This window comes from Lentisphaera marina, from assembly GCF_028745505.1.
In the GTDB taxonomy this organism is placed as follows: Bacteria; Verrucomicrobiota; Lentisphaeria; order Lentisphaerales; family Lentisphaeraceae; genus Lentisphaera; species Lentisphaera marina.
This window is the reverse complement of record NZ_JAQZZL010000001.1, coordinates 2,124,235-2,147,784: the sequence shown is the minus strand read 5'-3', so window position 1 is coordinate 2,147,784 and position 23,550 is coordinate 2,124,235. Positions and strand designations below refer to the sequence as shown.

Genomic DNA, 23,550 nt, shown 5'->3' with positions numbered 1-23,550 from the left:
TACGCATATTGTTGATGAATCTTCTGATTACACAAAGAGATAATGATGCTTCCAAAAAAAAATATTGTTAAAAAACTTAGAGGCTGTCATCATTAAATAATTGATGACAATTATGGATGAAGGTTTTAAAGTTCACCCTTAGTGCTAGCTAAGAATTTGGGTTTGAAAATAATCTTAATATTTCAGTGTAAAAAATATAAAAAGGAAAAAATCCCATGATAAAATTAATCATATTATCAATGCTTTGTTCAACATTATTTCTTTCATCTTGTACATCAAGTGATAAGCACTCTACGCAAGATGAAAAAATCATACGTGCTTTAGCAAATACCAATACAATGACATCACTTGTAACTAATAACTCTGCTAAATTTATTATTCCTATCGAACATACTGATTTAATTACATGGAATAAAAAAACAACTGAAGATAACCACCTCGAATATGACTGTCAAATAAGAATTAATAATTACGATTTTGGGTTCTCGAAGTTCAAGTATCCAGGAGATGAAGAAAGAACTTCATCAATTATTAAACTCTTAGAGGACGGGCAAGCATCTGTATGGAAAAGAGATCAAGACGGTGCAGAAGTAATTCGTAGTAATAATGTTCAGGTTACATATCAAAAGCCAAATATTATTATTGATATCACAGACCCAAAAACATATAAAAATATTTTTATGAATAAACCAAAAAAATATGAATTATCAATTTCAGGATTTAAATCTAAAATTAAATCTAAATCAGCAATAATAACATATAAACAGCAGTAAGTACCGATACAAGAGATCGAACTGTTACCTTAGTTCATGGAAAATGTGATTCATTTTCCATCACAACAGGTACAGCTCACTCTCAGCGTTGGGTAAAAAATAAAACAGGAAATATTATGAAAACAAAGCTACTACATGCCCTCATCAGTTTAACTGTATTTACAGGCTGTCATTCAACAAAAGTAAGTAATTTAGAAGATAGGGTTTCTACCCTAGAAAAAACATCTACTCTAGAAAGTAGCGATCCTAATATTCAGGAATTAATATTGTTATTATCATCAGCACCATACCATAGCAGGAATGAACCTAATAAAAATGATGTTCTAATTACATTAGGCTTAATTAACGCAAAAAGTGCCGTTCCTCAAATAATCAATATCGCTAAATCATCTAAGGATCGTAACTTCAGAAAGGAAGCTTATAGAGTTCTTGGTTGGTTAAATGATAAAAGGGCTATTAATTATCTCCAAAATGCGGCTAAACATGAGTCATATGTCCATGCAAAATCGGCGGCTGAATTTGCACTAAAAACTATTGAAGCCTCTGAAGTAGAAGTAAATGAACAAAAGTAAAACCAAATTCATCTTCATAGATGCTAACTTTATCCTTAATTTGGTCATCATTTTTTGTGTGAGTTTTATAATCACTAAAGTTGTCAAAAAAAAACTGGTTCAAGAAAGACTCTAGCTCTGTCGCTATAAAATCGTCTTCATTAGACGGAGGGATTCATATAAGTACGAAGGGGAAATATAAAAATAATATTTTGCTTATAGGTGAATCCATGATGAAAATCAAAGGCAATAATGTAATTGTTGATGGTCTGGACTATGGTAAAATTCCAGATAATGCGGATCTCATGATTAAAGACGGAAAGGTTTTTATTTCGGGTAAAGAGGCAAGTCCATTAGAATAACTTGAGATTTTTCGGAACAGCTAATCATAAGCATTGGATCGTAAACTTAAAACGGCAGGTTTGATCGTCTACTATGAAGCCGGTTGAAACTCAAAGAGTCCCTATGATCGCTACTATGTAAGATCTGCAGCGAAGCGATCTTATAACTTTATAAGAACCAATTATAAACAATTAATAAGTTTGCTGTCATTTTGAGTGATTTCATACTAATTCTTTTTTAGATAAGAAAGAAGTAGATCTAGAGAATAGCTGTCTTTGGGATGATTGGGCAGATAAAAACACAGACTGAGATTCCATTAAAAGTTGTAGGAAGCATGATGAAAAAATTATTATTAGCCTTGATGATCAGCTTAGCGTCAAATCCTTTGTTCGCACAAAGTGACAGTGACGGGTTCCAGAAAATCTTCGATGGCAAAAGTCTCAGTGGATGGTCCGGAGATTCAAAATACTGGTCAGTAGAAGACGGTGCTCTTACAGGAGTGACGGATGGAAGCTTAAAGATGAATCGCTTTATCACCTGGAAAGCTTCGACCATCAGTAATTTTGAAATTCGTGTCAAAGTTAAGGTGACTGCCGCAGGGAATTCCGGCATACAATACAGGGGGATATTACGACCGGATATCGGCCCGGATATAGTATCTGGTTACCAATGTGATGTACTGGTCAAGAATCCGAATTATAATGGCATGCTTTATGAAGAACGCGGTCGAAAAATTCTATCTCGCACAGGAGAGAAAGTTATCATTGATCGGCAGGGGCAGCCTTGGGTTGTAGCACAGATGCCTGTCAAAGAGTTTGCTCCTGACCAATGGCATGACTACAGAGTTCTCGTTAAAGGTAATCATTATCAGCACTGGATCAATGGACATAAAACCGCAGATTTGATCGACTTGGATGAAGCAGGTCGAAGCTTGAAGGGAGTTCTGGCTGTGCAGGTACATGTTGGCCCCGCGATGAAGATCCAATTTAAAGATTTTTACTTAAAACAACTTCCTGAAAACCTTCCTTTACTGCAAGCCAAAGATCATCCCATACCTGCTACTGCATACGGTGTACGCCCTCAAGGCAAACTTCCCAAAGACTGGCAAGCACCCATTTATGGTTATAGAAATAATGTACCTTTTTCAAAAATTCTCTTTGATGATAAAGATAAGTGGGAACCCATTGCAGAAGGCTATGAACATACTGATGCTGCCTGTGTTGATGAGCAAGGAAATTTTTATTTTTCCGATGTTAAAGGCGGAGATAGTGTTTATAAAGTCAGTCCGGAGGGGGAAATATCTGCCTATGCTACAGGTGTAGAAAGAATCAGTGGTATGCAATTTGGGCCTAAGGGAATCCTGTACGCCTGTCAAGGAGGTGATTTTAAGCGAATAGTTAAGATTGATAAAGCAGGCAAGCTGACTGTCCTTGCCGAAGGTATCATGCCTAATGACCTCGTGGTCACTCATGCTGGATGGGTTTATGTAACAGAGACAAGCAAGCAGAAAATAGTGGCTATTTCACCAGAGGGAAAAGTTAAACGTTTTGAGACAAACGCTGAGCGTCCCAATGGAATCAGTCTCTCCACTGATCAAAGTGTACTACTTGTTTCGGATCATCGCGGTGAAAAAGCTTATTCCTACCAGATAGCAAAGAATGGCGACTTAACTTATGAACGTCCTCATATGTCCTTGAAAGCAGCAGCACCTTTAGCAGCATCCAGGGGGGATGGTATGGCGACAGATGCCTATGGTCGCTACTATGTAACATCTGACGTCGGTATTCAGGTGTTCGCCACAAACGGTTTAAGTTTAGGACTTATTTCAAATCCGCTAGGAAAACCGCTTAACAGCATAGTTTTTGCGTGCTCAGATTTTAAATATATGTACATTTGCGCCAAGGACTCCATCTACAGACGTAAAACAAAAAGCACAGGGCTATGCTTCTTTAAGGCCCCCTTCATTAAAAAAGTGCCTTGAAAATGAGAGGGTTGCTAGGAGCCGACATTCTAATTAAGGACTAGCTGGAAGCTTCCGCATTCCGACGCGGAGTGCCTTACGAAGATGACATTAAAAATTTTTGAATCTGCAGCGAATGAAATGAGTGATCTGCAGTGAGCTTTGCGAACGATCTGCAGCGAAGCGATCTTATAATTTAAAAACAATTAATAAGTTTGCTGTCATTTTGAGTAATATTAGCCTAATTCTACTTATATATATCAAAGAAATAGATTTTTAATTAGCCGTGTTTGGGAGAATAATTCATATGATGAAAACACTGACATTTCTAGCTTTCGCCATGTCGGCTTTAGCTGATCAAAAGCCAAATAATCAAATAAAAAATAGTGCGGACTCCGCAAATCGACCCAATATCATTTTAATCTATACAGATGATCATGGTTACACTGACCTGGGAATCTATGGTGTAGATAAATATGTTGACACACCAAACATGGATAATCTAGCTCGTAATGGCGCCTTAATGACTGCCGGTTACAGTACAGCACCCCAATGTCAGCCTTCACGTGCCGGATTAATGACTGGACGTATTCAAAACGAATTTGGCTTTCCACATAATAGTACTGATGCGGGCGAAGGTCAGAATAACTTGCCGCGAATTTATGCCAAAGGAACCGATAAAGCTGGACAGCCCTTGCCCACTATTGCTGAGCGTATGAAGGAGCTTGGTTATTTGACCGGGATTTCTGGTAAATGGCATCTTTCAAAAGGTTCATCTAAAAATCATTCCCCTCAAAATCGAGGTTTTGATTACTACTGGAATGGAACCATGACAAGTGGATTAAGCAATCTTTCTCTTGATGGTAAAAGTATAAAACCTAAGCCACAAAAAGGTTTACCGGATGGAGTTGCCAACCGCGTCATTCTCCAGGGTAAATATGGTGAATCTTTTATCGATTTTAGTCAGACTCAAAAGAAGCCTTTCTTTCTCTACCTTTCGCTTTACGGACCGCACATACCTTTGATCAATAAAAAAGACCCTTATTATAAAAATTTTCCCAAACTGGATTACCCTCATTACGATGACTGGCGGGACGACCGCAGACGCATGGGGCTTGCTCTCGTAAAATCAATTGACGATGCGGTAGGTGGCATAGTGGCAAAGCTGCGTGAGCGTGGCCTCGAAGAAAATACTCTTGTGCTTTTCGCCAGTGACAATGGCGGATCGGTTAAGTTCGGACGTAGTGGCCCTGGATTACCTGGAGGAGAGTCAGGTAAAAAGGGAAGCTGGAATGGATCGGATAACGTGCCCATGCGCGGTGAAAAAGGTAGTTTATTTGAAGGCGGGATAAGAGTGCCCATGTTCGCTTATTGGAAGGGAAAACTAGTGCCGGGCACAGTGATTAATGAAATGGTGACGACGCTGGATTTAACCGCCACAAGTCTTAAGCTCGGTGGAGGTGAAATTCCCGAAGAATTTGATGGTGTTGATTTGATGCCGCGCTTGACTGGCCAAAGTGATGAAATTGATCGACCTAAGCCCATGTTCTGGGAATTCTGGCAGACTCAGGTGGTGCGTATGGGGGATTGGAAGTTGTGGCGTTCGAATAAACAGGAGCTCTTGTTTAACTTGGCTGAAGACCCTTATGAGTTGATTAATTATGCTAAGTCAAAGCCTGAAATCGCGGCGAAATTGCGTAAGGAACTGGATCAGTGGTCAGCATCCTTGCCGCGTCTTAATAAAGCGGCATCTGATGCGGCAGAAGTGTTTTCGTGGGCTCTTGAGCCTACTCCAGAGGGAGTGAAGCCCGATCCGCGTTACCTACTGCCTTACGGCGACCCCAAACCAAGTGTTTATCCTGCGGGGATTCAAAATAAATAGCTGTTGCTTTTATATTTGAAAAAGGAGTCCACAAATCTTTCGACCTTTTTGTCACCTTATGGATTTTTAAAACAATTGTATAAAAAGAGAATTTTCTGAATAAGCTTCATCAAATTCTCTACATCAGTTTTTTAATCAATGAGTCAATGGAAATAGATACATGAAATACCTAATCTGCTTATTTTTATTCATATTCACCTCATCAGCTTCCTCACATCATGCATGGGAAGACAAGGCCAAGGTTTTAAATCTTAAAAACGGAGTCATTAAATTTGATGGTGAAAGAAAAGGTCAACTTTCAAGTGACGGTCAATGGACAGGTGAAATAGAAGCTAAAAAGGCTATTTTCGAAAGTGAGGATGGTCGTACTATGCAATTTACGGGAGATGTCAAAATCACTGTTGATGAGAATGGTGTAGCTCAAATTAAAGCTGATATTACAAAAATTTTAAAATCATGGGAAGAAAGTGCCAAGGTTTTAAATCTTAAAAACGGAGTCATTAAATTTGATGGTGAAAAAAAAGGTCAACTTTCAAGTGACGGTCAATGGACAGGTGAAATAGAAGCTAAAAAGGCTATTTTCGAAACTGAGGATGGGCGTACTGTGCAATTTACGGGAGATGTCAAAATCATTGTTGATGAGAATGGTGTAGCTCAAATTAAAGCTGATAGTTCAAAAGTATTAAAATAAAATATAGTTAAGCCTATGAATAAAGCTCTAATTACCTTGCTGTTTACCACCTTGCTTCTCTGGGGCTGTAAGCCTGAAAAAACGGCTAAAGTAATAGTTAATGGTAAACAGATTAATGTAGATGATGATACAGGGGCCAAGGGTGTTCGAATCATCACGATTAATGGAGGCGATATTAGGGTAAACGGAAAGAGACTTGATTTAGATGATGATTCATTTATTAAAGGCTCAGGGAGGTTTATAACTGAGTCTCGGGACATAAAAAACTTCGATCAAATCCAACTCAATTTTAGTGCTGATGTTGCAGTAAGTTTTAAAGATGAGCCCTCTCTGACTATTACTGCAGATGATAATATTTTACCTGCGATTAAAACAGAAATAAATGACCAAAAACTTAAAATATCTTGTTCAGAAAAACTCATCCATCACAACAAAATTAAGATTGAAATTACTGTTCCAAAAATTTCCATGGCCGAAGTTAAGGGCTCGGGTAATATCAATATAATAGGTCTCAATACCGAAAAGTTTAAATCGATGATTAATGGCTCCGGGGATATAAATATTAGCGGTAGAACGAATGAACTCTTATCATTTATCAATGGCTCTGGAGATATACTGACTAAAGACCTTTTAACTAAATCACACACGGCTGTCATTAATGGTTCTGGAAAAATTTATACTCACACAAGCGATCATTTAAATGTAAATATAAATGGCAGCGGCGACCTAATGTACAAAGGAACGCCAGAGATCAATTCATCGGTTCATGGCTCTGGGAAAATCACAAAATTTTAACTTTAAGAACTCTTCACTCGAAGAGTTCTTTTCTTTTAGATTAGGCTCTTCTTACAATATACGGGTACAAGAGCTTCTATGTCATCCCTGTGATTTGTAGTGCTTTAAATTTTCAAAAACTCAGGCCTAAAACGAAATATTAGTCATTCTGTAGACTTTGACGACGATTATAGAAAAATAAAACAGAATACATATAATGCGGTGCCGAAGCGACCCACATAATTTTAGGAAAATCATGGATTTTAAGAATAGATACACACTCATTCTAAGCTCTTTTTTAGCGATCTTTTGCATGAGCTTAAATGCCCAGAATAAAGACTTACCCAATATCGTTTTTGTGATAATAGATGACTTTGGCTATGCCGATAGTGAGCCCTATGGGGCGAAAGATATTAAAACTCCTGGCATTAATGAGCTGGCTAAAAATGGGCTTAAGTTTACAAACTTTTATGCCAATGCACCCGTGTGTTCACCAACGCGCTGCGCTTTTATCACTGGTCGCTGGCAGCAGCGTTCGGGTTTTGAATGGGCTCTAGGCTATGGTGGTACAAATTTTCAACTCAAAAACGGTCAATACGAAGCAGTAGCGAACATTCATGGAATAGGGCTTTTACCTGAAAAAAATCATCTGCCTAAATTGCTGAAAAAAGCCGGTTATAAGACAGGTGCTTTTGGTAAGTGGCACCTTGGATCACAAGATAAGTTTAATCCCGTCCATCATGGTTTTGATGAATATTACGGGCCACTCTTAGGACACTGTGATTATTATACATACAAGTACTATGACGATAGCTACACCCTGCGCGAAGGGACAAAGGTGATTAAGGACTTCGGATATTTGACCACGAATATCAACGAGCGTGCCGTAGACTTTATTGATCGACATGCGGACAAACCTTTCTTTATGTATGTGCCTCACATGGCAGTTCACAGTCCCTATCAGACAGCAGACAAAAAGCCTAAACAAATCACCAAAGCCAACTTAAATGGTGGTAATAGAGCTGATTATATCTCCATGGTTGAAGAAGTCGACAAGGGCGTAGAAATGATTATTGCCAAGCTGAAAGAAAAGAAGATTTTTCACAAGACTTTATTTGTGGTCAGCAGTGATAATGGTGGCGCCCATTTCTCGAATAATGCACCGCTTTTTCACCGCAAGACTACTCTGTTTGAGGGTGGTATAAGAGTACCATGTATTATGCATTGGCCTGAAAAAATTGGTAAAGGTGTAGTCAGTGACCAAATTGCCATCACCATGGACCTGTCCAAAACATTTTTAGCTCTCGCGGGGATCAATGAGAAGTCCTACGATGGAATTAATCTTCTCCCCATGATGACAGATAAAAATAATACCGTTGAGCGAATTTTGTTTTGGCGCTCCAATAGTAAAGCCAGAAGGCAAAAAGCCGTTCGCATGGGCAGATGGAAATACATTCTGGATGTCAATTGCGAGATGCTTTTTAATTTGGAAAAAGACATTGCAGAAAACGAAAATCTATTCTATCAACATCCCCAAATCGTCAGCGAAATGAAAGGCAAATTACAGGCATGGGAAGATGAAATGGATCAGAATAGACCCCCATTTAAAGTTAGGTAATTTTACTTGTTAGTCACTCTAGAAAAGTTTAAGTGATAAAGATTTGTTGTGGAAATTTAATGGTTTGCAAGTCTCACCATTAATGGTTAATATTTAGTTTAGGAATGTATTATTATGAGATACTTCGTTTTTACATTAGCTTGTTTACATATGGTCAACTTATTTGCTAATGGCAATCGAGCTCAGCACCTGTATGCGCTGACAGATTCTCAACTTGAACATTTTTTCAAAGAAAATGGAGGAGAGTCAGAATTTCCTGACTTCTATAAAAGATCTTTAAAGGCATTGCTTTATGCCGAGGATGACATAGAAGCAGGAGATTACGAGTCAGCTGGATTAAGAGTTGAGAAAATATTTACTGAGTTACCCATTTCAAGTCCCAAATGGCAGAAGATAAATTTTCGTGGAGTACATATAGGTACTCCCAGTTGTTACGCCTCTTTGCGCATGATTCAACAAATAGTGACTTTAAAAAGTTTGGATAATAAAACTAAAGGCTCATTGCAAATTACTGCAGTAATTGCGCCACATGCTAAGGTGCAACGTGTTACTTTACCTAATTTAGAAATTGAAAATGTTAATTTAAAAGTATCCCCAGAGATACTCGCCGATGACTATAAAGTTCTACACACCTCAACAAAAATTTTTAGGCATTGGTTAAAGGTCATTACTAAAGCTAAAGAAGTTAATTTAAAGGTTCATCTTTTGAGTGAGGGAACGCAAGTAATGAATAATGATAATGGTAAGATAATAACAAGCTATCCTAAAGCGCGACAAATGATTGACCAAGTACCCGAGGAACTTAAGGATTCGACAGACATGTGGTGGGTTATAGCTCCTTCGGGAGTTCCAGGAGATGGCTCAGGCTTTAAGCGTCATTTCATTACTGGTGGAATGACACAATATAAAGGGCAGGCGCTTTTTTTATCTGATGATGCGTGGTTTACGAGAAAACCTGTGCACTTAGGGAAAGGTGAATATACAACTGTAGAAATTCGGGCGTATCAACCACAATGGTTTCAGCACGAATTTATGCATCATATATATAAGAAATGGCCTAGGTTTAATTTAGAAAAAACGGGTCATTCCTGGTTTTCTAGGGAGACATGGCCTCAAGATTTTAAAGGTATTTATGAACCTGATTATTATTACGAGTCTATTAGTAAGAGACTCATAAATGCAACACCAGAACTTTACGAAGGAATTAAGGCTCCTAAATTCCTAAAGCTTAGGAAAACAGATTTGCAGAAGCTTGTTGGTGAGTACCATCGTATCCCAATCGAGAATAAATGGCATGAAGTTGAAATCGTTCAAACCAATGGACAACTTTTTTGGAGGAATTCAGCTAATTTTCAGTGGTCATTAAAATTAGTTGAAGGCGAGCTTTGGACACAAGAAGATTGTCCTTATAAGAAACATCAATTACATGTAAGAGTTGATTCAAATGGACAAATTACAGCTATTCAATTTGGTAATGGGACTTACACTAAGCTTTAAAACTTTCTTCTTACTAGAATATTCGTTTTTATCAACTTAGGCTTACAAAGCATTTTGAACAAACCCATGAAGTTGTGATGACTGTGGACCTCTTCAAAACATATTTAGTTCACACGGCAATCGGTAATTAGCCTAACAGAGATTTAATCTTCTTCCAATGATAACAAATAAAAAATCAAGCTTTCAATAAGATCACCTTCTTTCAGTACAATCTCGTAAATAAAACAAAAGTATATCTCAATGAATCGTATCCTCATTTTCCTTTCACTATGCCTTAGTATTGGCCCTTTTACGGTCTCAGCAGAAAAGCCCAATATCCTTTTTATTATGGTTGATGATCTCGGTTATCGCGACCTATCTATTTATGGCTCGCCTGATATCCAGACTCCGCGTATTGATCAATTGATGAAAGAGGGGATGCGCTTTACAAAATTCACTGCAAATAGCTGCGTGTGCTCACCTTCTAGAGCAGCCTTCTTGACCGGCCGCAATCAGGATTTAGTTGGGGTTCCCGGTGTTGTAAGAACTCCTGACTCCGGAAATTGGGGCTTTCTTGACCCCGAAGCCACGACTATTGCCGATGTTTTTAAGAAGAATGGTTACCGAACCAGTCTTATTGGCAAGTGGCATTTAGGACTTAAATCTCCAAATACTCCGAATGAGCGAGGCTTTGAAGTTTTTCACGGTTTCCTGGGAGATATGATGGATGATTATTGGGAGCATACTCGACACGGCAATGAGTATATGTACAAAAATAATGAGCGCGTCGTCACCAAGGGAACTCACGCAACAGATTTATTTAGTGATTGGGCCATTGCAGATATAAAGCAAGCCAAAGATGACTCACGACCTTTCTTTCAGTTCCTTTCATACAACGCACCGCATGACCCCATTCATCCACCTAAAGATTATTATGAGCGCTTTAAAAAAAGAAATCCCAAAGCAACTGAAACAAGGGCACTCCTGGGCGGTTTAATCGAACACATGGATTATTCAATAGGACGAGTCCTGGATTCTTTGGAAAAGCTTGGACTCGCAAAAAATACTCTTATCGTTTTTACTTCAGATAATGGCGGCAAGCTCCGCTTTGGTGCAGATAATGGTGAACTGCGTGCCGATAAAACTAACATGTACGAGGGTGGATTGCGCGTTTGTACTTCTGTCACTTGGCCGGATCAAATTAAACAGGGTACTATCTCAACTTTTGAGGCAATGACGATGGATTTTATGCCGTCATTAATTGCGGCTAGCCAAATTGATTATTCAGGGTATATGGATGGCAAATCATTCTTAACTGAACTTCTTCATGGAAATCAGCCAGAATATAAAAATCGTAAAAAGTTTTATACCTGGCTTCAAAGATATAAAAAACACGCCTTGAGAATGGGGGATTGGAAGTTGGTAAAAAATACTCAAAACTCAAAGTACGAACTCTTTAATCTGAAGAGTGACCCATTTGAAAAAAAGGATCTGAGTAAAGAATTCCCAGAGAAATTTAGCGAGTTGCACAAGGCCATGACGAGCTATCTTTCAAAAGCCAATAAAGTCAACTGGAAACGTCCATCCCAAAAATAAAGCTTAGTGTAAAAATCAATAGTCTTTAATTGAGGATTTGTGGATCTGAAAGAGGCTGGGAGCTCCGCGTTCCGACGCGGAATAAAGCAAAGGGTGAAATCTATTTGGTGATTTGAAAGAGGCTGGGAGCTCCGCGTTCCAACGCGGAATAAAGTTGTGGATAAAGTGTATCTGCTCGTATGGCAATGCCTGGGAGTTCAAATGGTTAATCGGCTTATTTTTTCTGATAATTTAGTGAATTGAAGATGGATAATTATTGAGTCTGCAGCGAATGAAATGAGCGATCTGTAGTGAGCTTTGCGAACGATCTGTAGCGAAGCGATCTTATAACTTTATAAGCTGGGAGCTCCGCGTTCCGACGCGGAAGAATGTTTGAGTGTGATTCTAATTCATTAACTTAATGACTCACTAAAGATCAATAAAAAAATCAGTCAATTTTTGTATTAAATCGTTCTAATTTATAATGATCTGGGATTTACGTCAATAGAAGTCATCTATCAGTCATTTCTTTGTAATTTCTCTACTATAAAAGACTAGTGAAGGTTTTGATGAGCTTAGTTGTGTGGTACTTCTTCGCTCAAAACTAAAATAACAGAGAGTGATAAAATGAAGTGTATTAGTGCAGTATTATTATTGTTGTCGACCCAGCTGGCTTTTGCAGTTGATTTGGGATTTTTATCTGCTGATGGATCAGAGATGAACTCGGATAATATACCCAAAATGATCGTTACCGAACATTTAAAAGAGCAGGGAAAGCTTATACAAGAGGGGGAAATAACTAAGCAATGGGCCTCATATGGCAAGTGTCAGGAGGTGTGGTAAACAGATGAAAGTACAATTATTTGTGGTTCACTTGGGGTATGGAAATATGATAAAACGAATACTCGAAAAATTTACTTTGAGCCCAAAATTAGACCCTTGGAAATTCATTCCTGTCAGCCGCTTGATAATGGAGAGATGTTGATTGGAGTCAATAAATTTTTATTGGAATTAAGTTATGAGGGGAAAATTAAAAGGATGATAAAAATATCTTTCCTTCGCGGTGAGGGGCGTTTGCAGATGAAAACAGTTCGAAAGCTTGCAGATGGTGGCTATATCATTTCCGCCTGTGCTCAAAATAAAATTTATATCCTCAATGCAAAGGGGGCACTGAGAGAACTATCAATTTAAAAAAAATTGATTTACCTATAAAAGTACAAAGAATACATGGTGTAAAGCTTCTAGAAAACGGAAATGTGGTTCTTCGTAGAAATCTGTAAAACTACCGCCTTCGTTCAAACCTTTGCTCCGGCATAAAGCCACTCGCAAGCTCGTTATTTATACGGATAAAGATTTGATCTTCAGTTGCTTTACTGGCGTAATGCTTCGCCAGCGGGCAGAAACCAAAGGTTTCAAATACAAAAAACTGCTTGCACATCTCTCTTTAATTACTACAAAAAGGAGAAAACATGTCAAGCAGTCTACATCAACATACACACGGAATTATTGGATACGAGCACAAGCGCTTTGAATACAAAGGCAATGAACTGATTATTCATATATGTCGAAAAAAAAGACCTTTAACTGTTCCAAATGCAACAGTGCCGATGTGACCGCAACTGCCACAGGTATTCGTTTTATAAAATCATTACCCGTGGGCACAAAAAAGACTTTGTTTTGTGTACAAATGCATAGAGTCCGTTGTCATGATTGTGATTCATATTTAATGGAGAAGCTTTCGTTCATTTCAAGTTCTAAAAGTAGAATCACAAAAGTATTAGAAAGGCATATCATAGAGCTACGAGCGCACATGTGTATTCAAAGTTTAGCTAAATATTTCAAGCTAAATTGGCATACAGTTAAAGCGGTTGAAAAAACATATCTGAGTAAGAAATACAGTAAAGTCCCGTTGAAACATATCAGTTCTATTGGTATCGATGAAATCCATATGGGAAAACGAATTGGCGACAAAGGCTATTTGACAATTGTCCGAGATCTAAAAAGTGGGGCTACGTTATTTGTAGGCAAAGGAAAAAAGGGGGAGTGCCTAGATGGTTTTATGAAAAAACTAAAATCCAGTAAAGCGAACATTGAGTTTGTCGCTGTGGATCTAGCTCCATCTTTTACAGCATGGATTAAGGCTAATTTACCTCATTCTATAATTGTTTATGATCACTTTCATGTCATCAAACTTATGAATGAGAGGCTGAATAAAGTTCGAAGAAGAATTTCCAGAGAACTGGAAGATGAAGACAGGGGTGAAATCAAAGGCCTGAGATGGAAGTTTAACAGAAATAATGAAGACCTTGAAGAAACCGCTCAAGCTGAAATAAAACAATGTTGCAGCTTGTTTTCAGAGCTGGGTATTACATACGCTTTAAAAGAAGCGTTGAGAAGGATTTATCGTATCAAAGATTTGGTTTTCGTTGAAAATGCATTGCAATATTGGTGTGAAAAAGCTGACTGCAGTGAAGTTCCTGAACTAATTTCTATGGCAAAAACAATCCGCAAGCATGCCACGGGGATTTTAGCTTTTTGGAAAACAAAAATAACGTCGGCCATTATGGAAGGATTTAATAATAAAATCGGCTGGTTAACAAGGCAGGCATATGGTTACCGAGATGAAGAATATCTCATACTCAAAATATTTGATTTGCCTAATCTAAAAACTCGGCAGATTTTGTGAACTTTTACAGATAAGTGCGAAGAGGCGGAAATGTGCTTATTGGCACGGGTTATGGTTCTAGCTTAATTGAAATTAATAAGAAGGATGAACTTAGCTGGTCTTTAACTCCCGAAGATGTCCCGACATTGGGCCTGAAATATGTGGGAGGTTTTGTGGTAAGAGACAACGGCAACATAATTGTAGCGGCATATAATAGTGCTTATCCCATGTTTGAAGTAGACCGCGATAAAAAACTCGTGTGGAAAGTTCGTCGTGACAAAGAGCAGGGCATAGACCTACCCACAAGCGTCAATATGGTTGCGAGTGATTTTTGATTAGCAATGCATAATTGCTTTCATTTGCTGCTCCCAGATTCAAAGTTATGAGATCGCTACGCTGCAGATCGCTCTTTCATTCGCTGCAGAAGGAGTCTTTCTTAGTTGTAATATGTTTCTCTCAGTGTTTTCAAATCCTCAATACGTGATCTGTGCTTTTCCGCATTGGAATGGGGAGCTCCCAGCTAATTCGTGAGTGGAATGCGGAGCTTCAAGTTGATTTCCTTTTGAAGTTATTCCACAAAAAAATGAAAATAAAATTATAAATCTGTCATATATTCAGTATTTGCGATAATTATGGGGCGAGAATAATTAGTGGTCTAACTCTTGAGTATTGGGCGAGCTAATAATAATTTATTAAAAACAGGTTACTGAATAGATGAGATCACAAATCAATCGTCGCAATTTTTTACGTGGTTCAGGTGCAGCAATTGCTTTGCCAAGTCTGGCGTCAATGAATTTTAAAGCTTTTGGCAGTTCAAAGTCGAAAGCAACGAGCCCTCCTAAGCGAGCCATCTTTATTAGTATGGGTTTTGGTGTCACCCAGGAAAGCTGGTATCCCGACCAAGCACAGAAGGGTGCAGATTATAAACTTCCTGCCGGTTTAAAGCCCCTGGCAAAGCACAAATCAGATTTTACTGTCGTTCAAGGCTGTCGTCATGAACATCATTACGGTCCCCATAATGGCAGTACCAATTGGCTCACGGGAGCAAACCGTTATGCCATTCCGGGTCAAAATATGGCCAATAGTATTTCCCTTGATCAGGTCATAGCTCAGCAGCTAGGCCATGCGACACGTTTTACATCTTTGCCCTTGGTGAGCTCTGACGATAAAAATGGGGGTCACGGACCGGGACTCTCTTTATCCTGGGACGAGAAAGGTAAACCCATCGGCGGTATGAAAGACCCACTTCAGCTTTTTCATAAACTTTTCTCGGCTGATGACACACCTTTGGAGCAGCGTCAGGAAGCTATACGCCACAACCGAAGTGTTTTAGATACAGTTTTAATGGATGCCAAGCGCGTGCAACGTGGTCTTTCTAAAGACGATCAGGATAAATTAGATGAATACTTTACAGGCATTCGCGATATAGAGACCCAATTGAGCAAGGACGAAGCCTGGCTCGATATCCCCAAAGTCCAGGCACCCATCTCAGAACCGAAGCCCGGGCTGCAAGGTAAGGATGAAATCGAAATGATGTATAAGCTGATGAACGCCGCACTGCAGACCGACTGTACTCGAGCTATCACTTATCGACTTCCTGTCGGAAGCCTTTTAAAAAGTTTGGATATAGGTATGAATCCCCACACCCTGAGTCATTATGCACCCGGGGTACGCATGGAGGCCTCACAAAAAAGAGATCAGGCCAACACGGCTTTACTGGCGGGTTTGATTGATCAGCTAAAAAGAACTAAAGAGGCCAATGGCTCCAGTTTATTTGATAATACCACAGTTGTTTTTGGCGGCGGAACAAGAAGTATCCACTATATCGATAATGTGCCAACAATCATTACGGGTCGTGGGTCCAATCTAAAACTTGGGCAAAACCTGGTTCTTCCTGAGCATACGCCACTGTGCAATGTCTGGCTCACCTTACTTCAGGGTATGGGCATTAAGGCCGCTAGTCATGGAGATAGTACGGGACTTATTAAGGAACTTCAGGCATGAAGAAATTTATCTCTTATTTAAGCCTGATGGGTGCCTTCAGCCTTCAGGCTGACAAAGCTGTTCTTCCTGAAAAAAACTTTGACTTCTTGGCTAACTACTGCCTCAATTGCCATGGCGAGGAAAAACAGGAGGGCAAGGTGAATCTCGAGGATCTGGACTTTAATATTCAAAACCTCAAAGATGCCGAAACCTGGCAAAAAGTGCTTCACAGTATCAATGCAGGTGAAATGCCGCCTGAAGATAAAAAGCAGCCGAATAATCAAGAAAAAGCAGACTTTTTGGATGACTTGTCAAAGACCATGGTTGTTGCGCGTAAAGCCTTGTCTGATTCAGGTGGAAATATCACTATGAGTCGACTCAATCGCCGTGAGTATCAAAATACAATCAAGGCTTTAACTGGTACGACTGTTGATGTGGAGCTACTTCCCACAGACGAAAGTGCCGGGCGCTTTGATACGGTGGGTTCTTCACTATTTATTTCCAGTGATCAGTTTAAAGAGTATTTAAAATTAGGTCGTTTAGCCATTGATGAAATGTTTGCTCGTCAGTCAAATTCAGCAAGTAAAGTTTATCGCGTTGAGCCAGAGAAAGTCTATAATCCACAAGCAGATAAATTGATTAAAGGCGCTACATATCGCCAGGAGCAATTCAGAAAATGGCAAGTTGGTGTGGATAAGGCAGCTAAAGATCCACAGAATAAAGAGATCGTTGATAAGATTCTAGGTAAGAAGAAAGCTAATGCAAGGACACTTTACTCAAGTGCCAACTTATTAAAGGGGGCTCCCAATGCCAAGGACTATGGGTTTAAAGATGCTCAGGCGGCGTCTAGCGCTCACCCTGCAATTGATCGTGCCAACTTAGCTCTTTATAAACATTTTGCATCTTTGCCTCAACGAGATAGCGGTTTGTATTTAGCGAAGGCGCATGGAATTGGACGCATTGATATCGGGTCAAAAAACTTGCAGCCCGGTAAATATACTTTGAGAATTCGTGCGGCAGCTCTTGATGATGCTCCTGCGGAAAGGCGTTTTATTGATATTGGTCACCCCCAAGTTGAAACAGGTCAGCAAAGAGGTCTTCTTTCTGGAGCCCCCATTGCAACAAGTCATGTCAATGGCACCATGGATTCTCCTGAGATTATTGAAGTGCCTATTGAAATAGGCATGAATACTACCAAACAATTTGCCGTTCAGGAGAAGCAGCACAACGACAACCTCAAAGCTGCCTGGGGAATACATATTATCGAAAGAAAGAAAAATGGCTACGGCATTCCACCTGCTATTTGGGTTGATTGGCTTGAGTTAGTCGGTCCTCACAAAGAAGAGAGCTCAAAATATATGGATTGGTGGCTTGAGGCGCAAGAGGGCGTATCTGAATCTGATCGTGTTAAAAAGATTTTCTTACGCTTTATCTACAAGGCCTTTCGCGGTCAGAAACCTGGCAAAGACTATTTCTATGCTTTGGTCAAATTATTCGAAAAAAATCGTGCCGCAGGCGATGCCTTTGATGTAGCGATACGTGAGCCATTGAGCATCATTTTAGCGTCTCCTGGTTTTCTTTACCTCAACGAGCCAAGTGTTGAAGAGGGACGTCGTAAACTCAATGACCGCGAGTTGGCGATTCGTCTGGCTTATTTTCTTTGGAGTTCACCTCCGGATCGTGAGCTCATGAGCCTAGCAGCAAAAAAGCAACTCAGTAATCCCGAAGTATTAAATAAGCAGGTTGCACGACTGATTGCAGATCCACGTGCAGACAAGTTTGTCTCCGGCTTTCTCCATCAGTGGCTGGATATGGAACGCCTCGACTTTTTTCAGTTCGACACCACCGTTTACAGTGAATTCGACGAGGCAACACGCGAGGCTTCACGTAAAGAAGTTTACGAGAGTTTTGCCTACCTCATGCGCCATAAAAATGAAGGACAAATTGCTAAGCTTCTCAATAGTGACTATGTGATTATCAATCCATTGATGGCTTCATTCTATGGTATTGAAGGTGTAACGGGCAATGAATATCGCAAAGTTAGCTTACCCCAAGGTTCATCGCGAGGTGGTTTGTTGGGTATGGCCGCGATCAATGCCATGGGTAGTGACGGCATAGAAAGTAGTCCCGTGGAACGCGGAGCCTGGGTTCTGCGTCATTTGCTCAATGAGCCACCACCACCGGCACCTGCAAATGTACCGCAACTTTCTGATGTGAAAGGGGCAAATCTCACTACGCGTCAAAAACTTTTAGCTCATCAGGCTGAACCTCAATGTGCCAGTTGTCACCGCAAAATTGACCCTATCGGTTTTGGTTTAGAGAATTTTGACCCCATTGGTAAGTGGCGCGATAAGGAATTTGCCATCAAGCACGGGAAGTATAAAAGAAAATCCAAAGATGGTCATAAAATTGATACTTCTGGAGCGCTTCACAAAGGGCCGCAATTTGCCAATTACTTTGAATTGCGCGAGATCATAGCGAAGCGCGAAGCGGACTTTGCAAAAGGTTTTACTGAGCATCTTATCGAATACGCACTGGGACGTCCTTTCGGTTTTACAGATGAGGATTTGGTTAATAAAGTTCTGGCAAGCGCAAAAGAAAATGATTATCAAGTGAGCAGCTTCATTGCCGCTTTGGTGAGTAGTGAAGCTTTTAAACAAAAGTAGCCTTTAAAGGTTTTTATAATGGAGTCAATTAAGCTTATTTAGTGGCTCTATTTCTCTATGAATATTAAGTCAGCGTGTGAGACGATAAGTATAGTTCGAAGCCAAGTTAAGAGTTCTATAAGGCATGTGAAACCCATGTTTCACATGCCTTTTTGTTTATAGCGCCAGAACAGGCTTAAATTTCTGCGGGTTTAGTCCACTTTTTAATAAGTTGTATTTTTTTTAATTATTTTGTAAGTTTTTAATTTTTTACGACAATCCTTGTTTAATTATTATAATTAAATAGGCTTTGCTAAAATGTATTATGATTCAAATCAAAGTTCTCGGTTTAATGGACGAGGGCAGGGATGATACAAAAATTTCCAATTTCAAAATCGCCTAAATTATGGCGTCAGATCTTTTGTTTGAGTGCTTTATTTGCATGCTTCAATTTAAGTGCCGATAATGCTGAAAACTGGCCTCAAAGACCAGTAAAAGTTATCGTGCCTTTCGGGGCGGGTGGCAGTAGTGATACTTTTACACGCCAATTGATCCGCGTTATTAAAAAAGATAATTTATTATCTCAGCCTCTCGTTGTGATTAATGTGGGTGGAGCCGGTGGGACAATTGGCAGCCGTCGAGTGCGTAATGCACGTCCGGATGGCTACACTATGCTGATGCTTCACGAAGGGATTCTTACTGCAAAGCACGCTGGCAAGGCTGCTTATGGACCTGAGGCTTTTGAAGCCGTTGCAGCAACTGGAATGAGCCCAAATGTTATTGCAGTAAAAAGTGATTCACACTTTGAATCATTAAAAGATCTTATGGCTGAAGCTAAGAAGTCCCCCAATGCTTTAAATTTCGCTGCCAACATAGGTGCCCCAAGTCATTTTGCTGGGCTTATTTTAGAGAAGACGGATAAAGGTGCCATGTTTAATTTCGTACAGTACGGTGGCGGTGCAGAGCGCTATGGAGCGATTATGGGTGGCCATGTTGATATGAGTGTCTTTTCAATCGACGAATACCTGCGCTACAAAGATGGTGGACTCAAAGCTCTGGCCGTTTTTTCCAATGAACGTCAGGCGGCCTTGCCGGAACTACCGACTTCAGCTGAGCAGGGCTTCGAACTCAATTCTTCCATAATGAATTTTTGGTGGATGCCCAAAGGCACGCCTGAGGCAATTCGCAACAAAATGGCAGAAGTGATTGAAAAAGCCATGGCTTCTCAGGACATGCAGGGTTTCATGAAGAGCAATTGGATTAAAGACACTACCCTAAAAGGACAGGACTTGAGTGCCGAGCTCGTGGAGCGTGAAAAAACCATTAGTGAAGTCTCCATGCGTAAAATTGATGTACTTCCCCGTTTTGAGAGATGGATTTTTGGTTTTGTCGCCTTCTTCAGTGTTTTAGCTTTTCTACAAAAATCCAATTCACGTTCAAGTGAGCGCATTTGGAATTTCACTTCCATTAAAGTTTTTGCGCTGAGCGCAATTTACGTGAGTATTTTATCACTCACTTCACTTTCCTACCCACTCGTCAGCAGTGCTTATGTCTTTGTCTTAGGACTGATCATTACCCGCAAAGAAAAACCTGCATACCTGCCTCTCGCATTCTTTTCTTTAGTGCTGTCTTTCGGCCTCTTTTTTCTTTTTACACGCGTCTTAGTCGTGGATTTACCAGGATAATATTATGAATACAGAAGTTCTCCAATACCTTTTTTCTCCTTCAACTTTACTGCTGTTGGCCCTGGGCACATGGCTGGGAATTGTAGTGGGAGCCATACCCGGATTAACCGGTGCCATGCTCATTGCTCTAAGTTTACCACTTACTTTCGCTATGGATGGAACCGATGCCTTAGCTTTACTTATTGCCATGTATGTGGGTTCTGTCAGTGGTGGACTCATCACAGCAACTCTCTTAAAAATGCCCGGTACGCCATCTTCTATAATGACCACCTTAGATGGCTACCCCTTGGCGGCCAGTGGCAATCCAGGCAGGGCTTTAGGACTTGGCATATGTGCATCAGGGATGGGTGGGCTCATTTCCTGGATCTTTCTTGCGACTCTTGCTGCACCAGTTGCGAAATTCGCACACCACCTCGGACCCTATGATTTCTTTGCGCTCATTATGATGGCCATGGCTTTGATTGCCCTTGTGGGAAAATCCATGCTCATGGGGCTGCTGTCGGGCTTTATTGGCATGTTATTTTCCATGCCGGGGTTTTCTCCTTCAAGTGGAGAATCACGTTTGACTTTTGGCTATGCAGAAATGAATGACGGCTTCAAACTGCTTCCTGTTATGATTGGTCTTTATGCGGTTTCCGAAGTGGTGATTATGCTTAAAAAAACAGATGGAGAGATCAAAGAAATTACAGCTAAGCCCACGGGCATGTGGATGTCGCTGGCCGATTGGAAAAAGTATGGCGTCAATATTTTTAGGTCTTCACTGTTGGGAACCTGGATTGGTGTACTTCCCGGTATTGGTGCCAATGTGGGGTCTGTGACGGCTTATACTCTGGCTAAAAAATCATCCAAGGAGCCAGAGAAATTCGGTAAAGGTAGTGAGGAGGGCATTGTGGCCTCTGAATCTGCGAACAACGCAACTGTCGGTGGGGCGCTTATTCCCTTATTAGCTATGGGTATCCCTGGTAGTGTGGTCGATGCCATTCTTTTGGGCGGCATGGTGATTCACGGCCTTCAGCCTGGCCCATTACTCATGACCAGCCACCCTGACGACGTATGGTCTTTAACCGGAGCAATGCTGATTTCTAATATCATGATGATTGGTTTGATGGTTCTGAGTGTAGGATGGCTCTCCAAACTCGCCAAGATCTCCAAAACTTACCTCATACCGGCGATTCTTGTCTTTTGTGTAATTGGTTCCTATGGTTTGTCTAATCGCATGTTCGACGTTTGGGTCATGCTTTTTTTCTGTCTCGTTGGCCTGGCTATGAGAAAGCTCAAGATTCCACTCGCTCCCTTTATCATTGGTTTTGTTCTTTGGCCCATGGCAGAAGAGAATCTCGGTACGGCTTTGATGAGTCACAATGGCAGTTTTATGCCCATTTTTAAGCAGCCCATAGCCTGTACTCTATTCTTATTGACAATTGCTATGCTTGTTGTCCCTTTTATTAAACAAATGAAGAAAGATGAAAATGTCTAAAAAACGTCCAAACATTCTCTGGTATTGCACTGACCAACAGCGTTTCGATACCATCGCAGCTCTCGGTAATAAATACGTTCGAACTCCAACTATTGACCAACTCGTTAAAGAGGGCGTTAGTTTTGTAAACACCTACTGCCAAAGCCCAATATGCACACCCAGTCGTTCTAGCTTCATGACTGGTCTCTATCCTTCCAGGGCTCATAATACCCGCAATGGTAACGATACTTTTAATCATCCACCCTTAATTTCCAAGATGATTGCGGACAGCGGTTATGATTGTGGTATGATTGGTAAATTTCACCTCTTGAGTTCTGGCCATAGAACCGAGCCAAGACTTGATGATGGCTTTTCTTTCTGGAAGTTTTCTCACGCTCCACGCGATGATTGGGAGAGTGGTCACGATTATGCCGATTGGGTGACAAAGCAGGGGGGGGACCTAGATGAAATGAGGAACTCACCTGAACGCGTACGCCCGCATTTGCACCAGACAAAATGGTCCACTGATATGGCTATCGATTTTATTGACGGTAAACGCGATGCTGATCAACCTTGGATGCTCAATATCAATATCTACGATCCGCATCCTCCTTTCGTTCCCCCGCAGGAGTATGCCAGTCAGTTCAGTGCAGAAGACATGCCTGGACCCTATTTTCGTGAGAGTGATTTAGCTCAACAGGAAAAGCTCTCAGTTTGTGATTTCCAGGGAGAAATCAAAACTCCTGAAGGGCATGATGCTCATCAAGCCCAGGCTAATTATTATGCCATGATCTCTCAAATTGATGATCAGCTTGAGAGATTGCTCAATCATTTGGAGGAAATCGGCGAGAGAGAAAACACTCTTATTGTTTTTACTTCGGATCACGGTGAGACCTTGGGTGATCACGGTTTGATGTGGAAGGGCTGCCGTTTTTACGAAGGCTTAGTTAAAGTTCCTCTCATCATAAGCTACCCAGCTAAATTTAAATCAGATCTTGTGGCAGATGGACTCGTTGAACTCTTTGATATGTCAGCAACACTTTTGGATGTGGCTGGTGTTGATCAACCTGAGTACTTCCAAGGTCAGTCACTGATGCCGATTCTTAAAGGCGATTGTGATGGCAAACATATTCGAGATGCTGTTCGCTGTGAATATTTTGACGCTCTGGACATGAACTTTACCGGTGGCGATGGTTCCTTCGCGACCATGTATCGCGAGGGCAATCATAAGATCTCTATTTACCACGACAAGAATCTAGGTGAGCTCTACGATTTGGAAAAGGATCCCTGGGAATTTGATAATCTCTGGGATGACCCTGAATACGCCGAGCTCAAAAGTAGCCTCATCTTAAAAAGCTTTAATAATCACGTTGTCTACACAACTGATGTGGGCTCAGAGCGCATAGCGCCGATGTGAGAAAGACCGAGCTGACGCGCTGAAAGATCGCTGCGCTGAAAGACCGCTACGCTGAAA

The 23,550-nt window shown here is 40.5% G+C and carries 20 protein-coding genes; all 20 read left to right on the top strand.

Annotated features, from left to right (window positions below; translation table 11 throughout):
* Window positions 1-215: 215 nt before the first annotated feature.
* The 20 genes from PQO01_RS08815 to PQO01_RS08720 all read left to right on the top strand — a co-directional run bounded on the left by PQO01_RS08815 (window position 216) and on the right by PQO01_RS08720 (window position 23,493).
* The gene (locus PQO01_RS08815; protein ID WP_274313652.1) at window positions 216-773 is read left to right on the top strand and encodes a hypothetical protein; all 558 of its coding nucleotides are present in this window, start codon (window positions 216-218) and stop codon (window positions 771-773) included.
* Between the two features lie 116 nt (window positions 774-889).
* Window positions 890-1,345, top strand: coding sequence for a HEAT repeat domain-containing protein (locus tag PQO01_RS08810; RefSeq protein ID WP_274313651.1), 456 nt, complete (start codon window positions 890-892; stop codon window positions 1,343-1,345).
* Between the two features lie 209 nt (window positions 1,346-1,554).
* Window positions 1,555-1,686 carry a hypothetical protein gene (locus PQO01_RS08805; protein ID WP_274313650.1) on the top strand — a complete coding sequence of 44 codons (132 nt, stop codon included), beginning with the start codon at window positions 1,555-1,557 and terminating at the stop codon, window positions 1,684-1,686.
* Window positions 1,687-2,003: 317 nt separating this feature from the next.
* Window positions 2,004-3,647 (top strand): 3-keto-alpha-glucoside-1,2-lyase-like domain-containing protein, encoded by a 1,644-nt coding sequence (locus PQO01_RS08800; protein WP_274313649.1) that lies wholly within the window; start codon window positions 2,004-2,006, stop codon window positions 3,645-3,647.
* Window positions 3,648-3,933: 286 nt separating this feature from the next.
* Window positions 3,934-5,508, top strand: a complete 1,575-nt coding sequence (locus tag PQO01_RS08795; RefSeq protein WP_274313648.1) for a sulfatase-like hydrolase/transferase — start codon at window positions 3,934-3,936, stop codon at window positions 5,506-5,508.
* 160 nt (window positions 5,509-5,668) lie between these two features.
* Window positions 5,669-6,199 carry a hypothetical protein gene (locus PQO01_RS08790; RefSeq protein WP_274313647.1) on the top strand — a complete coding sequence of 177 codons (531 nt, stop codon included), beginning with the start codon at window positions 5,669-5,671 and terminating at the stop codon, window positions 6,197-6,199.
* Between the two features lie 15 nt (window positions 6,200-6,214).
* A complete protein-coding gene (locus PQO01_RS08785) occupies window positions 6,215-6,994 on the top strand; it encodes a head GIN domain-containing protein (protein ID WP_274313646.1) in 780 nt (259 codons plus the stop codon).
* A gap of 235 nt (window positions 6,995-7,229) precedes the next feature.
* The gene (locus tag PQO01_RS08780) at window positions 7,230-8,591 is read left to right on the top strand and encodes a sulfatase-like hydrolase/transferase (RefSeq protein ID WP_274313645.1); all 1,362 of its coding nucleotides are present in this window, start codon (window positions 7,230-7,232) and stop codon (window positions 8,589-8,591) included.
* Window positions 8,592-8,705: 114 nt separating this feature from the next.
* Window positions 8,706-10,088: a hypothetical protein gene (locus tag PQO01_RS08775; protein WP_274313644.1), complete on the top strand. Its 1,383-nt coding sequence runs from the start codon at window positions 8,706-8,708 to the stop codon at window positions 10,086-10,088.
* Between the two features lie 240 nt (window positions 10,089-10,328).
* Window positions 10,329-11,663: a sulfatase family protein gene (locus tag PQO01_RS08770; protein WP_274313643.1), complete on the top strand. Its 1,335-nt coding sequence runs from the start codon at window positions 10,329-10,331 to the stop codon at window positions 11,661-11,663.
* Window positions 11,664-12,269: 606 nt separating this feature from the next.
* Window positions 12,270-12,485 carry a hypothetical protein gene (locus PQO01_RS08765; RefSeq protein ID WP_274313642.1) on the top strand — a complete coding sequence of 72 codons (216 nt, stop codon included), beginning with the start codon at window positions 12,270-12,272 and terminating at the stop codon, window positions 12,483-12,485.
* Between the two features lie 195 nt (window positions 12,486-12,680).
* Entirely contained in the window at window positions 12,681-12,833 is a 153-nt protein-coding gene (locus tag PQO01_RS08760) for a hypothetical protein (RefSeq protein WP_274313641.1), read from the top strand.
* 278 nt (window positions 12,834-13,111) lie between these two features.
* The gene (locus PQO01_RS08755; RefSeq protein WP_274312490.1) at window positions 13,112-13,255 is read left to right on the top strand and encodes a hypothetical protein; all 144 of its coding nucleotides are present in this window, start codon (window positions 13,112-13,114) and stop codon (window positions 13,253-13,255) included.
* Window positions 13,204-14,328 (top strand): ISL3 family transposase, encoded by a 1,125-nt coding sequence (locus PQO01_RS08750; protein ID WP_274312489.1) that lies wholly within the window; start codon window positions 13,204-13,206, stop codon window positions 14,326-14,328. The genes PQO01_RS08755 and PQO01_RS08750 overlap by 52 nt, the downstream gene beginning before the upstream one ends.
* 32 nt (window positions 14,329-14,360) lie before the next feature.
* Complete coding sequence (locus tag PQO01_RS08745) at window positions 14,361-14,642, top strand: hypothetical protein (protein ID WP_274313640.1); 282 nt, start codon at window positions 14,361-14,363, stop codon at window positions 14,640-14,642.
* A gap of 379 nt (window positions 14,643-15,021) precedes the next feature.
* Window positions 15,022-16,311 carry a DUF1552 domain-containing protein gene (locus PQO01_RS08740; RefSeq protein WP_274313639.1) on the top strand — a complete coding sequence of 430 codons (1,290 nt, stop codon included), beginning with the start codon at window positions 15,022-15,024 and terminating at the stop codon, window positions 16,309-16,311.
* Window positions 16,308-18,956 (top strand): DUF1592 domain-containing protein, encoded by a 2,649-nt coding sequence (locus PQO01_RS08735; protein ID WP_274313638.1) that lies wholly within the window; start codon window positions 16,308-16,310, stop codon window positions 18,954-18,956. Before PQO01_RS08740 ends, PQO01_RS08735 begins: the two co-directional genes overlap by 4 nt.
* Before the next feature lie 347 nt (window positions 18,957-19,303).
* Window positions 19,304-20,620 carry a tripartite tricarboxylate transporter substrate binding protein gene (locus PQO01_RS08730; RefSeq protein WP_274313637.1) on the top strand — a complete coding sequence of 439 codons (1,317 nt, stop codon included), beginning with the start codon at window positions 19,304-19,306 and terminating at the stop codon, window positions 20,618-20,620.
* Between the two features lie 4 nt (window positions 20,621-20,624).
* On the top strand, window positions 20,625-22,097 hold the full coding sequence (locus tag PQO01_RS08725) for a tripartite tricarboxylate transporter permease (protein ID WP_274313636.1): 1,473 nt from the start codon (window positions 20,625-20,627) through the stop codon (window positions 22,095-22,097).
* A complete protein-coding gene (locus PQO01_RS08720) occupies window positions 22,090-23,493 on the top strand; it encodes a sulfatase family protein (protein ID WP_274313635.1) in 1,404 nt (467 codons plus the stop codon). The genes PQO01_RS08725 and PQO01_RS08720 overlap by 8 nt, the downstream gene beginning before the upstream one ends.
* Window positions 23,494-23,550 lie beyond the last annotated feature (57 nt).